Annotated in this window: 11 protein-coding genes; 9 read left to right on the top strand and 2 right to left on the bottom strand. The window is 64.2% G+C overall.

The window, feature by feature from the left end:
- The first annotated feature begins 29 nt into the window (after positions 1-29).
- The 6 genes from J7573_RS09875 (at position 30) to J7573_RS09850 (ending at position 7254) form a co-directional block, all read left to right on the top strand.
- The gene (locus J7573_RS09875) at positions 30-1385 is read left to right on the top strand and encodes a pitrilysin family protein (RefSeq protein WP_294333749.1); all 1356 of its coding nucleotides are present in this window, start codon (positions 30-32) and stop codon (positions 1383-1385) included.
- Positions 1378-2862 (top strand): pitrilysin family protein, encoded by a 1485-nt coding sequence (locus tag J7573_RS09870; protein WP_294333746.1) that lies wholly within the window; start codon positions 1378-1380, stop codon positions 2860-2862. The genes J7573_RS09875 and J7573_RS09870 overlap by 8 nt, the downstream gene beginning before the upstream one ends.
- Positions 2862-3464, top strand: a complete 603-nt coding sequence (rsmD, locus tag J7573_RS09865) for a 16S rRNA (guanine(966)-N(2))-methyltransferase RsmD (RefSeq protein WP_294333744.1) — start codon at positions 2862-2864, stop codon at positions 3462-3464. The genes J7573_RS09870 and rsmD overlap by 1 nt, the downstream gene beginning before the upstream one ends.
- Before the next feature lie 87 nt (positions 3465-3551).
- Entirely contained in the window at positions 3552-4853 is a 1302-nt protein-coding gene (locus tag J7573_RS09860; protein ID WP_294333742.1) for a pitrilysin family protein, read from the top strand.
- Complete coding sequence (locus J7573_RS09855; RefSeq protein ID WP_294333739.1) at positions 4846-6201, top strand: pitrilysin family protein; 1356 nt, start codon at positions 4846-4848, stop codon at positions 6199-6201. Before J7573_RS09860 ends, J7573_RS09855 begins: the two co-directional genes overlap by 8 nt.
- A 60-nt stretch (positions 6202-6261) precedes the next feature.
- Positions 6262-7254, top strand: a complete 993-nt coding sequence (locus J7573_RS09850) for a hydrolase (RefSeq protein ID WP_294333737.1) — start codon at positions 6262-6264, stop codon at positions 7252-7254.
- Here the strand turns inward: J7573_RS09850 and J7573_RS09845 are convergent, their stop codons facing one another.
- Both J7573_RS09845 and J7573_RS09840 read right to left on the bottom strand, forming a co-directional pair.
- Positions 7255-8109 (bottom strand): sulfurtransferase, encoded by an 855-nt coding sequence (locus J7573_RS09845; RefSeq protein WP_294333734.1) that lies wholly within the window; start codon positions 8107-8109, stop codon positions 7255-7257.
- Between the two features lie 34 nt (positions 8110-8143).
- Complete coding sequence (locus J7573_RS09840; RefSeq protein WP_294333731.1) at positions 8144-8809, bottom strand: TetR/AcrR family transcriptional regulator; 666 nt, start codon at positions 8807-8809, stop codon at positions 8144-8146.
- 151 nt (positions 8810-8960) lie between these two features.
- Between J7573_RS09840 and J7573_RS09835 the strand changes: the two genes are divergently transcribed.
- Genes J7573_RS09835 through J7573_RS09825 form a run of 3 tightly spaced genes read left to right on the top strand, consistent with a single transcriptional unit; the run spans position 8961 to position 12492 of the window.
- Positions 8961-10391, top strand: a complete 1431-nt coding sequence (locus J7573_RS09835) for a coniferyl aldehyde dehydrogenase (RefSeq protein WP_294333728.1) — start codon at positions 8961-8963, stop codon at positions 10389-10391.
- Complete coding sequence (locus tag J7573_RS09830; protein ID WP_294333725.1) at positions 10391-10876, top strand: twin-arginine translocation pathway signal protein; 486 nt, start codon at positions 10391-10393, stop codon at positions 10874-10876. The genes J7573_RS09835 and J7573_RS09830 overlap by 1 nt, the downstream gene beginning before the upstream one ends.
- Before the next feature lie 17 nt (positions 10877-10893).
- Positions 10894-12492: a GMC family oxidoreductase gene (locus J7573_RS09825; RefSeq protein WP_294333722.1), complete on the top strand. Its 1599-nt coding sequence runs from the start codon at positions 10894-10896 to the stop codon at positions 12490-12492.
- The last annotated feature ends 38 nt before the right edge of the window (positions 12493-12530 follow it).

Here is a 12530-nt window from a genome sequence, read left to right as displayed (position 1 = left end):
AGCGGGCCGCCGAACAGGTTAATCACCGTATGAATGCTCTAGCCCGCCACGCCGCTGGCCTGTTGCTCAGCACGCTCTGCCTGCCGCTTGCGGTGTTTGCCGCCGACGTGCAACCGACCCACGAATTCATCCTCGACAACGGCCTCAAGGTGGTCGTGCGCGAAGACCACCGTGCCCCGGTGGTGGTCTCGCAGATCTGGTACAAGGTCGGCTCCAGCTACGAGACCCCGGGCCAGACAGGCCTGTCCCATGCCCTGGAGCACATGATGTTCAAGGGCAGTGCCAAGATCGGCCCCGGCGAGGCCTCGCGCATACTGCGTGACCTCGGTGCGGAAGAGAACGCCTTCACCAGCGACGACTACACCGCCTACTACCAGGTGCTGGCCCGCGACCGCCTGCCGGTGGCCCTGGAGCTGGAGGCCGACCGCCTGGCCAGCCTGCGCCTGCCTGCCGACGAGTTCGCCCGCGAAATCGAGGTGATCAAGGAAGAGCGCCGCCTGCGTACCGATGACCAACCGAGTTCCAAGGCCTTCGAGCTGTTCCGCGCCATGGCCTTCCCGGCCAGCGGCTACCACACCCCGACCATCGGCTGGATGGCCGACCTCGAACGCATGAAGGTCGAGGAACTGCGCCACTGGTACGAATCCTGGTACGCACCGAACAACGCCACCCTGGTGGTGGTCGGCGATGTCACCGCCGATGAAGTCAAAGGACTGGCACAGAAGTACTTCGGCAGCATTCCCAAGCGCGCCGTACCCCCCGCCAAACTGCCGCTGGAACTGGCCGAGCCAGGCCAGCGCCAGTTGACCCTGCACGTGCGCACCCAGTTGCCGAGCCTGATCTACGGCTTCAACGTACCGGGCCTGGCCACCGCCAAGGACCCACGCACCGTGCACGCCCTGCGGCTGATCTCGGCCCTGCTCGATGGCGGCTACAGCGCGCGCATGCCGGCACGCCTGGAACGTGGCCAGGAGCTGGTGGCCGGCGCCTCGTCCAGCTACAACGCCTTCACCCGCGGCGACAGCCTGTTCCTGATCTCGGCCACGCCGAACGTGCAGAAGCAGAAGACCCTGGCCGACGTCGAAAAAGGCGTCTGGCAATTGCTCGACGAGCTCAAGACCACCCCGCCGAGCGCCGAAGAACTGGAGCGCGTGCGTGCCCAGGTCATCGCTGGCCTGGTCTACGACCGCGACTCCATCAGCAGCCAGGCCACCACCATCGGCCAGCTGGAAACCGTCGGCCTGTCCTGGAAGCTGATCGACAGCGAACTGGACGAACTCAAGCGCGTCACCCCGGAAGACGTGCAAAACGCTGCACGCACCTATTTCACCCGCGAACGCCTGAGCGTTGCCCATGTACTGCCCGAGGAGTCCGCTCATGAGTGATCGCAGCGCACCACGCTACACCCTGATCGGCACGGGCATCATCGCGCTGGTGGTGGCCGTGGCTGCCGTGCTCGCCCGCCCGGCCCATTCCGAGGCCGATAGCAGCGCCGCGCGCCCGGCCAATACCCTGCAATCGCTGGCCGAGCTGGATGGCAAGGCGCCCAGCCGGCGCCAGCTGAACATCCAGAACTGGACCACCGCCGAAGGCGCCCGGGTATTGTTCGTCGAGGCCCGCGAGCTGCCGATGTTCGACCTGCGCGTGACCTTTGCCGCCGGCAGCAGCCAGGACGGCAACATCCCTGGCCTGGCCACCCTGACCAACGCCATGCTCAACGAGGGTGTGGCCGGCAAGGACGTGACCGCCATCGCCGAAGGCTTCGAAGGCCTGGGTGCCGACTTTGGCAATGGTTCCTACCGCGACATGGCCGTGGCTTCGCTGCGCAGCCTGAGCGCCAAGGACAAGCGCGAACCAGCCCTCAAGCTGTTCGCCGAAGTGGCCGGCAAGCCGACCTTCCCGGAAGATGCATTGAAACGCATCAAGAACCAGCTGCTGGCCGGTTTCGAGTACGAGAAGCAGAACCCCGGCAAGATCGCCGGCAAGGCCCTGTTCAGCAAGCTCTACGGCGACCACCCTTACGCCCAGCCAAGCGATGGCAGCGCCGAGAGCGTGCCAGGCATCACCCTTGAGCAGTTGCGCGCCTTCCACGCCAAGGCCTATGCCGCTGGCAATGCAGTGATCGCCCTGGTCGGCGACCTCAGCCGCGAAGAAGCCGAGGCCGTCGCCGCCCAGGTGTCCGCTGCCCTGCCCAAGGGCCCGGCACTGGCCAAACCAGCCCAGCCGGTTGAGCCCAAGGCCGGCGTTACCCATATCGACTTCCCGAGCAAGCAGACTCACCTGATGCTCGCCGAACTCGGTATCGACCGTCAGGATCCGGACTGGCCGGCCCTGTCGTTGGGCAACCAGATCCTCGGCGGCGGCGCCTTCGGCACCCGCCTGATGAGTGAAGTCCGCGAAAAACGCGGCCTGACCTACGGCGTGTACTCGGTGTTCAGCCCAATGCAGGTACGTGGCCCGTTCATGATCAACCTGCAGACCCGTGCCGAACTCAGTGAAGGCACGCTCAAGCTGGTCCAGGACATCCTCGCCGATTACCTCAAGGGCGGCCCGACCCAGCAGGAGCTGGACGATGCCAAGCGCGAACTGGCCGGCAGCTTCCCGCTGTCCAATGCCAGCAATGCCAGCATCGTCGGCCAATTGGGCGCGATCGGTTTCTACAACCTGCCACTGACATGGCTGGAAGACTTCATGCAGCAGTCCCAGGCTTTGACCGTCGAACAGGTCAAGGCGGCGATGAACAAGCACCTGTCTGCCGATAAACTGGTGATCGTCACCGTTGGCCCGAAAGTGCCACAAAAGCCACTGCCTGCCCCCACTGACAAACCGTCCGAGCAGCCGCTCGGCGTACCGGAGCACTAATGCCTAGATCCACCCCTCCCGCCCGCCCGCAGCAGGGCCAAAGCAAGGGCCAGGGTCACCTGCGCATCATCGCCGGCGAGTGGCGCAGCCGCCGCCTGGCGGTACCGGAAGGCGAAGGCCTGCGCCCTACGCCTGACCGCGTGCGTGAAACCGTATTCAACTGGCTGGCGCCCTACATCGAAGGCGCCCAGGTGCTGGATGCCTTCACCGGCAGTGGCGCCCTGGTGCTCGAGGCGCTGTCCCGCGGCGCCGAGAATGCCGTGGCGCTGGACAGCAACCCGGCGGCCATCAGCAACCTGAAGAACAACCTCGAGATCCTGCGCTGCCCACGCGGGCAGATCCTGCAGACCGACGCCCTGCGCTACCTGCAGAACCCGGCCAAGCAGCAGTTCGACGTGGTGTTCCTCGACCCGCCGTTCCACCAGGACCTGCTGGCCAACACCTGCAACCTGCTGGAACAGAACCAGTGGCTGCGCGAACAGGCGTGGGTCTACACCGAAAGCGAGGCCGCCCCGTCGACGCTGCCGATGCCCGGCAACTGGCGCCTGCACCGCGAGAAGAAGACCGGCCAGGTGCATTACGCACTGTGGCAACGGGGCTGATTCCGCCGTAAGCCGTATTTAGTTACCGCAAACCCGCCGTCAGCATGGTTGAAGCTGCTCCCAAGATCTCGCAGGAGCACTTCAACCATGATCGAACACCCTTCTCCGCCAACCCAAGGCAGCACTGTACAATCGTTCACCCTTGCCAACGGCCTGCGTATCTACCTACGCGAAGACCATCGTGCACCGCTGGTCAGTGCGCAACTCTGGTATCACGTCGGTTCGAGCGACGAGCCAGCAGGCCATACCGGTCTCTCCCATGCCTTGGAACATCTGCTGTTCGAAGGCAGCAGCAAACTGACAAATGGCCAATATTCAGCCGCCATGACCCGCCTCGGCGGCGCCCCGAATGCCTTCACCTCCGCCGACGCCACGGCCTTTCCGCTGACACTGCCAGGCAGTCGGCTCGAGATCGCCCTGGAGGCCATGGCCGACGTCATGACCAGCGCCACGATCAGCGACGCATCTTTTGCTCGCGAACTGGGCGTGGTCATGGCCGAACGCCGAGAAGACGTCGACAACGCCCCCTTGTCTCTGGCACTGGAACATCACCAGTCACTGGCCTACGGCAACCACGGTTATGGCACACCAACCCTTGGCCACAAGGCTGACCTCGAGCACCTGACCCCGGCTGCTGCCCGAACCTGGTACCAGAGCTGGTACCACCCAAACAATGCCACGCTGGCAGTCGCGGGCGACATCACCCTGCTACAACTGCAAACCTTGGTTACTCGACACTTTGCATCAATTTCCGCCCATCGCCTGCCGACACGCCGGACCACTTTCACACCACCGGCACAAGCTCGACGCCATCAGACACTGCGCCTGCACGGCCTTTACACAGGCACCCTGCTCAGCTTCAACCTCCCCAGCCAATGTACCGCCCGGTCTGCCGAGCAAGCCTACGCATTGCGGCTACTGCCCGATCTGCTTGCTGACGGACACAGCAGCATCCTGCAGCGACGACTGGTTCTGGATGACCCGATTTTGCTGGGCCTGCGCTCATCCTACGAACCCTGGCAGCGCGGTGACAGCCTGCTGGCGCTCTACGCCTTTTGCAGCCCGCAGGTAACGCCGGAAGTAGCAGCGGTAAGGCTGCTGCTGGAAATCGAAGCGTTTCGCCAGTCGGCACCTTCCAGGCAAGACCTTCAACGTGCCAAGGCACGCCTGTTGGCCAGGCAGGTGTTCGAAAGGGACGACATCGACAAGCAAGCCCAGGCCATTGGCAAACAGGCCGCCTGCGGCCTGGACCCGGTAGCACTGGACGATGAGCGACTGGCCATCGAAGCCGTGACAGCCGAGCAGGTCGGACTGGCAGCCCTTGAGTTTCTGACCGATTCCCGCGCTGCCATTACGTTTATGCACGACAAGGAGAGCGCTCATGCATGACTCGACTGCAACCCAAAACAGCATCTACGGCGGCCTGGTCTCTGCCCAGGGACTCGACCTTGATCAATTCGAGCCCATCCTGACTCAGGTGCAAGCCTGGACCACGGAAGCGGGCACAACCGTGAAATTCGTCGAAGCCCGCGGACTGCCTATCGTCGATGTAGTACTGAGGTTCAGGGCCGGCACAGTCCAGGACACTGCGCACCCCGGCCTGGCAGCACTGACGCTGTACATGCTCGATGAAGGTAGCCAGCAGTACACGGCCACCCAGCAGGCCGAGCATCTCGAACGCCTGGGTGCAAATACCGAAAAGCAGATTCGCCTGGAGCATGCGACGCTGAGCCTGCGTAGCCTGAGCAGCAAGGCCGTACTGGAGCCGTCCCTGGCGCTGTTCACTAACCTCGTGGCACAGCCGGCATTCCTTCCCTCTGCTCTGGACAAGATCAAACAGCAGTTGCTGCAGAGCAGCGCTTCACGCGACCGTCATCCCGTATTGAGGGCGCGTAACGAAGCCTTCCGCCACGTGTTCAATGGCCATCCTTATGGCTGCCCACTGGGCGGCACCAAACAGGGTGTAACGGCGGTTACTACAGACGATCTGCGCACATTCCACCAACGCGCCTATTCCGCCAGCAACCTGGAGATGGTCATGGTCGGAGACCTTTCCCTCTCTGAGGCTAAAGCACTCTCACGTCAGATCAGCGTGGCTCTGCCACAGGGCTGGTCAGCAACAGATCTGCCAACGGTCCCGGCCGCCACCGGCGCGACCCTGAAAGTCGAACAGCCTGGCGCGAGCAGTGCTGCACTGCTGGTACTTCCCCTGAACGTGCCCGCCAATGATCCGGAGTTCCCGGCCCTGGAGCTGGCCAGCAATGTACTCGGAGAAGGGCTCGAATCGCGCTTGATGGTGGAGCTGCGCCAACGCCGCGGCCTCACTTACGGCGTGCATAGCCGCCTATCGCCATTGCGCGCGGGCGGGTTGTTCAGCGTCGAATGGGAAGTCGCACCAACGCACGTGGAAGGTTCTCAGGAACTGGTGGTAACCCTGCTGCGCGATTTCATCGAGCAAGGGCCAACCCAGGCCGAACTGCAAGTGGCACGCAAACAACTGGAAGGGCAATTGCTGCGTGGTGTCGCCCAGAACAAGCGCCTGGCGGGATTGCTTTCGGAGCTTACCCACCAACGCCAACCTGACGATCATCTCAACACTTACCTCGAGCGCATCAACAGATTGACCCAGGCAGATGTCCGCGCCGCCATGCAGCGCCATCTCGACCTAAGCTACATCGTAAAGGTCAGTGTCGGCCCAAGCGTCGAGCAGCAATCTCTGCCAGCCCCCGACCAATAGCGCAGGTACAGTGGCGGCGTTTCATGGCACTCTACGCAGGCACATCATGAGTCGCCCAGCATGCCCAGTCTCACCGCCACATTCCGCCCGGCCATCGGCCTGTCCAACCCCCACCTGCAAACCCTGTGGGGGCCACTGTGGCGCAAGTTGCCGGAGCTGGAACGAAGCCGTGAACGCCTGTGGCTGGCCGATGGCGATTTCCTCGACCTCGACTGGCATGGGCCACATAGCCCGGATGCGCCGCTGGTACTGGTGCTTCACGGTTTGACCGGATCGTCCCGTTCTCCCTACGTCAAAGGCTTGCAGCAATCGCTGCAGGCCCGCGGCTGGGCCAGCGTGGCGGTCAACTGGCGCGGCTGTTCGGGTGAGCCCAACCTGTTACCGCGCAGCTACCATTCCGGCGCCAGCGAAGACCTGGCCGAAGTGGTCGCACACCTGCGTGCCCAGCGGCCATTGGCCCCGCTGCATGCCGTCGGCTACTCGCTGGGCGGCAATGTGCTGCTCAAGTACCTGGGGGAAAGTGGCACGGCAAGCCAACTGGAGTCGGCTGTGGCGGTCTCGGTGCCGTTTCGCCTGGATCAGTGCGCCGACCGCATCGGCCAAGGCTTTTCCAAGGTGTATCAGGCGCATTTCATGCGCGAGATGATGGCCTACGTGCAGTTGAAGCAACGGCACTTCCGCGACCGCGGGCATCACGAGGGGCTGGCCGCGCTCGACCGACTGGGGCCATTGGGCAGGTTGAAGACCTTTTGGGACTTCGACGGCAAGGTCACCGCGCCGCTAAACGGTTTCAGCGATGCACACGATTATTATCGCCGCTCATCGAGCCGGTTCTATCTGGGTGAAAACCGCACGCCGACGCTGATCATCCATGCCACCGACGACCCGTTCGTGTTCGGCCACAGCCTGCCGACGGCCAGCGAACTGGCAGCGCAGACACAGTTCGAGCTGCATGAGCGGGGCGGGCATGTGGGGTTTGTCGACGGCAGCCTGCGGAATCCGGGCTATTACCTGGAGCGGCGGATTCCGCAATGGCTGGTCGACGGTCAGTGATTATTCGCCAATCGCCACACCATGTTTGGGATCATTGATCCATTCGCTCCACGACCCAGCATACAGTTTGCCCAACGGATACCCCGCCAGCGCCAGGGCAAACAGGTTATGGCAAGCCGTGACGCCTGACCCGCAGTAGGCCACCAATTGTTCCGGGGCACGTCCGGCCAACTTCTCGGCAAAGCGCTGCTTGAGCTGTTCCGGTGCCAGGAATCGCCCATCGGCACCGAGGTTCTCGTTGAAGGCCGCGCACTGGGCGCCCGGAATATGCCCTGCCACAGGGTCGATCGGCTCGACTTCACCCCGGAAGCGCGGCAATGCACGGGCATCGATCAGGGTCAGGTCAGGGCTGCCCAGGCGCTTGGCCAGGTGCTCGGCGTCGATCAGCAGCTTGGCGTCCGCCTCGCCATTGAACGTCCCCTCGCGTTTGGCCGGCGCATCCAGGCTCAGTGGCAGGTGCGCCGCATGCCAGGCCTTGAGGCCACCGTCGAGGATAGCCACGCCACTGCGCTTGCCCAGCCAGACCAGCAACCACCAGGCGCGGGCGGCAAAGGCGCCAGGGCCATCGTCGTACAGCACCACTTCGCTGTCGTCGTCCAGGCCCCACTCGCGCAGGCGCTCGACCAGCCGGTGCGGGTCCGGCAACGGGTGGCGGCCGGTGCGGCCCTTGCTGACCGGCCCGCTCAGGTCACGCTCCAGGTCGGCAAAATGCGCCCCGGCGATATGCCCCTCGGCATAACTGCGTTGGCCGTAATCCACATCCTCCAGGGCAAAACGACAATCAAGGATCACCAGCTTGGGCGAGTCCAGACGCTCGGCCAGCTGTTGCGGGGTGATCAATTGCGCAAGGGGCATGACAATCTCCTGATCGATGGCTCGAAGGCCCTGGTTACTGTTCCAGGGCCTGATTGAACGGAACGTGGAATTCCTGGCACAGGGCGTCCACGGCGCTGCGGGCGTTACGGGTGACGAAACCCAGTTCCAGCACCAGCACCTGATAGACGCCGCGCTTGAAGGCTTCTTCACCCAGATGCGCGGAATGTTCACGCGTAGTGCTGAGAAAACGCACCCATGAGGTCAGTACGATCCAGGCATTGATGGTCAGCGACTCGATCTGCGCAGGCTCCATGGTCAGGATCCCGGCATCGACGAAGCCGCGATAGATCGCCTGGCCCTGACGCAGGCAGCGCTCGGAAAAGCGCCGGTAGCGGGCGGCCAGTTCGGGGTCGCTTTCCAGCAGGTGTTCCAGGTCACGGTGCAGGAAGCGGTAGTTCCACATCGCCGCGAGCAGCGCCTTGAGGTAGAAGCGCTTGTCCTCGACCGTGGCCACGCGACCCTGCGGCGGGCGCAGGAAGCTGTCCACCAGCTCTTCGTACTGGCTGAACAGCAGGGCGATGATCGCCTGCTTGTTGGGGAAGTGGTAGTACAGGTTGCCGGGCGAAATTTCCATGTGTGCGGCAATGTGATTGGTACTGACGCTGCGTTCGCCCTGCTGGTTGAACAACTCCAGGCTGTTCTGCACGATGCGCTCTCGGGTCTTCATGCGCGGGGCCATGCTCAGCTCCCAGTCTGCGGGCTTTCGATAATGGGTCATCTTACGGTGAATCACACTGCGGGTGCACCGTTCACCCCTGTTAAAAAAGTCGCACCATGGTACGAATTAGAGTATAGGCTCTAGGGACTTCAAGCCCAGACGAGAGACCGCCGTGACCTCGCCCATCGCTTTGCCTCCTGTGCATTCCGACACCGACCTTGAAGCGACGTTCGCCGCTCAGCGCCAGGCCTTTGCCGGCAACCCCATGCCGCCAGCGGCACAGCGGCGGCAGTGGCTGAAAAGCCTGCGCGAGGCATTGCTCAAGGACCAGCAAGCATTGATTGACGCAATCGATGCCGATTTCAGCGGCCGCAGTGCCGACGAAACGCTATTGGCCGAGTTGCTACCGTCGGTGCAGGGCATTCGCCATGCCGAGCGCCACCTGCAGCGCTGGATGCGCCCGGCCCGGCGCGCCGTGGGCCTCGCCTTCCAGCCAGCCAGCGCTCGCGTGCTGTACCAGCCACTGGGCGTGGTGGGCATCATCGTGCCATGGAACTACCCGCTGTTCCTCGCCATTGGCCCGCTGACCGGCGCCCTGGCGGCCGGCAACCGGGTCATGCTCAAGCTCAGCGAGTCCACTCCGGCCAGCGCGCAGGCACTGAAAACCTTGCTGCAACGGGTGTTTCCCGAGGACCTGGTCAGCGTGGTGCTGGGCGAAGTCGAAGTCGGCCAGGCGTTCGCCCGCCTGCCCTTCGACCACCTGCTGTTCACCGGCGCCACCAGCATCGGCCGCCAGGTCATGCTGGCTGCCGCGCAAAACCTGACCCCGGTGACTCTGGAGCTGGGCGGCAAATCGCCCGCCATCGTCTCGGCCAGCGTGCCACTGGACGCCGCCGCCGAGCGCATCGCCTTCGGCAAGACCCTCAACGCCGGCCAGACCTGCGTCGCACCCGACTATGTGCTGGTGCCGCGCGAGCGCCTGAACGACTTCGCCGATGCGTATCGCAAGGTCGTGCAGCGCATGTACCCACGCATCGCCGACAACACCGACTACAGCGCCATCATCAACCAACGGCAGTTGCAGCGCCTGCAGCACCTGCTGGACGATGCCCGCGGCAAGGGCGCCCAGGTGCTCGACCTGTACCCGGACGAGATACGCCAGGGCCGGCGCCTGCCGCCGCACCTGCTGACCAGGGTCAACGACAGCATGCAGGTGATGCAGGACGAGATCTTCGGTCCGTTGCTGCCGCTGGTGCCTTACGATCACCTGGACGAGGCCCTGGCCTACATCAATCAGCGCCCTCGCCCCTTGGCGCTGTACTACTTCGGCTACGACCGCAGCGAGCAGCAACACGTGCTGCAACACAGCCACTCCGGCGGCGTGTGCCTGAACGACACGCTGCTGCACGTGGCCCAGGACGACTTGCCATTCGGCGGTATCGGCCCTTCTGGCATGGGCCATTACCATGGCCATGAAGGTTTCCTGACCTTCAGCAAGGCCAAGGCGGTGCTGGCCAAGCAGCGCCTGAATGCCGCGCGGCTGATCTACCCGCCCTATGGCAAGGCCTTGCAGCGCCTGGTCTACAAGCTGTTCATCCGCTGATGCAGCGCCGTGACCTGCTGCGCTTCAGCCTCGGCGCCAGCCTTTTCCTGAGCACCGCCAGCCTGGTTGGTTGCAGCGCGCAAACGCCCGCCGCCGGCTACCACGTGCTGCGTGACGATGACCTGCCAGCCCTGCTTGCGCTGATCCCGGTGGTGCTCGCCGGCACCTCGGCCAACGACGAGCTGGTGCTGCACAGCCTCGACCACAAACTGGCAGCGCTGTCGCCGGAAATGCTCAAGCTCACCCGGCAATTGTTCGATGTGCTCAGCCTGCCCCTGACCCGCGGCCCCTTGACCGGGGTCTGGGGTGCCTGGGAGCAGGCCGGCAGCGCGCAGGTAACGGCCTTTCTGCAGCGCTGGCAGGACAGCTCGCTGAACCTGCTGCGCATGGGCCATTCCTCGCTGCTGCAGCTGCTGCAAATGGCCTGGTACGAACGCCCGGAAGCCTGGGCCGCGTGCGGCTACCCCGGCCCACCCAAGATCTGACAACAAGAGCATCCTCAATGCCAGTAACCGACCCGTTTCGCCAAGGCCTCGAACGCGGCTGGATCACCCATGACGGCTCACGCCTGGAGCAGGACCTGACGCTGGAGGCCGATATTGCCGTGATCGGCAGCGGAGCCGGCGGTGCCACCAGCGCGCAGATGCTCAGCGCAGCAGGCTACAAGGTGCTGCTGATCGAAGAAGGCCCGTTGAAGACCAGCAGCGACTTCCACCTGCTGGAAAACGAGGCCTACGCCAGCCTCTATCAGGAAGGCCTGGGGCGGATGAGCAAGGATGGCGCCATCACCATCCTGCAAGGCCGCGCCGTCGGCGGGACCACGCTGATCAACTGGACCTCGAGCTTTCGCACGCCACCGCAGACGCTGGCGCACTGGGCCGCAGCGCATGGCGTCACGGGCCTGGGAGAGAAAGACATGCAACCCTGGTTCGAGCGCATCGAGCACGATCTGGGCATCACGCCCTGGGCGATGCCGGCGAACGCCAACAACGACGTACTGCGGCGCGGCTGTGAACAACTTGGCTACCGCTGGGCGGTGATCCCGCGCAACGTGCGTGGCTGCTGGAACCTCGGCTACTGCGGCATGGGCTGCCCGGTGAATGCCAAGCAATCGATGCTGGTCACGCGCATCCCGGCGACCCTCGAAAAGGGCGGTGAACTGCTCTACCTCGCCCGCGCCGAACGCTTCGATCACAATGGCGAACGTATCGCCCGGCTGCAGTGCCAGGCGCTGGATGCTCAAGGCGTACACCCCACTGGCCGGCAGATCAGCGTGCGCGCCCGCCATTACATCGTTGCCGGGGGTGGTATCAACAGCCCAGCCCTGCTCCTGCGTTCCAAGGCTCCAGACCCGCATGGCCGCCTGGGTAAACGGACGTTCCTGCACCTGGTGAACTTCAGCGCGGCACGCTTCAATGACCGTATCGACCCGTATTACGGCGCGCCTCAGTCGATCTACAGCGATCACTTCCAGTGGCAGGACGGCGTCGAAGGGCCGGTGGGCTACAAACTGGAAGTACCGCCCTTGCACCCGGCCCTGGCCAGCACCCTGCTCGGTGGATACGGCAGCGACAATGCCCGGCGCATGGCCGAATTGCCGCACACTCACGTGATGCTGGCCCTGTTGCGGGACGGTTTTCACCCCGAAAGTACAGGCGGGGCGGTGGAATTGCGCGGTGACGGCTCACCCGTGCTGGATTACCCGGTCACCGACTACCTGCGCGACGGCCTGCGTCGCGCCTATCACAGCATGGCGCAAATCCAGTTCGCTGCAGGCGCCACGCAGGTCACGCCGGTCCACAGCGACGCCGGCGCCGCCTCCAACCTGGGAGAAGTTCAGCGCATGATCGACGCCTTGCGCCTGGAACCGTTCCGCACCCGGCTGGGCAGCGCCCATGTCATGGGAGGCTGCGCAATGGGCAGCGACCCGCGCCAGGCGGTCTGCGACAGCCTCGGCCGCCATCACCAGCTGGAAAACCTGTCGATCCACGACGGTTCACTGTTCCCCACCAGCATCGGCGCCAATCCGCAGTTGTCGGTGTACGCCATCAGTGCCCGGCTGACCGAGGCCTTGGTCACCCGCCTGGCACAGAGTGCATGACAACAAATACACGCCCTGTCTATAGTGCCATCAGCCGG

This window comes from Pseudomonas sp., assembly GCF_017744435.1.
Lineage (GTDB): Bacteria > Pseudomonadota > Gammaproteobacteria > Pseudomonadales > Pseudomonadaceae > Aquipseudomonas.
This window is presented reverse-complemented; position numbering and strand designations above follow the sequence as displayed.

Bases quoted from the DNA above. Each gene is read 5' to 3' on its own strand.
- J7573_RS09875 (WP_294333749.1), top strand. From the start codon at position 30: ATGAATGCTCTAGCCCGCCACGCCGCTGGCCTGTTGCTCAGCACGCTC.
- J7573_RS09870 (WP_294333746.1), top strand. From the start codon at position 1,378: ATGAGTGATCGCAGCGCACCACGCTACACCCTGATCGGCACGGGCATC.
- rsmD (WP_294333744.1), top strand. From the start codon at position 2,862: ATGCCTAGATCCACCCCTCCCGCCCGCCCGCAGCAGGGCCAAAGCAAG.
- J7573_RS09860 (WP_294333742.1), top strand. From the start codon at position 3,552: ATGATCGAACACCCTTCTCCGCCAACCCAAGGCAGCACTGTACAATCG.
- J7573_RS09855 (WP_294333739.1), top strand. From the start codon at position 4,846: ATGCATGACTCGACTGCAACCCAAAACAGCATCTACGGCGGCCTGGTC.
- J7573_RS09850 (WP_294333737.1), top strand. From the start codon at position 6,262: ATGCCCAGTCTCACCGCCACATTCCGCCCGGCCATCGGCCTGTCCAAC.
- J7573_RS09845 (WP_294333734.1), bottom strand. From the start codon at position 8,109: ATGCCCCTTGCGCAATTGATCACCCCGCAACAGCTGGCCGAGCGTCTG.
- J7573_RS09840 (WP_294333731.1), bottom strand. From the start codon at position 8,809: ATGGCCCCGCGCATGAAGACCCGAGAGCGCATCGTGCAGAACAGCCTG.
- J7573_RS09830 (WP_294333725.1), top strand. From the start codon at position 10,391: ATGCAGCGCCGTGACCTGCTGCGCTTCAGCCTCGGCGCCAGCCTTTTC.
- J7573_RS09825 (WP_294333722.1), top strand. From the start codon at position 10,894: ATGCCAGTAACCGACCCGTTTCGCCAAGGCCTCGAACGCGGCTGGATC.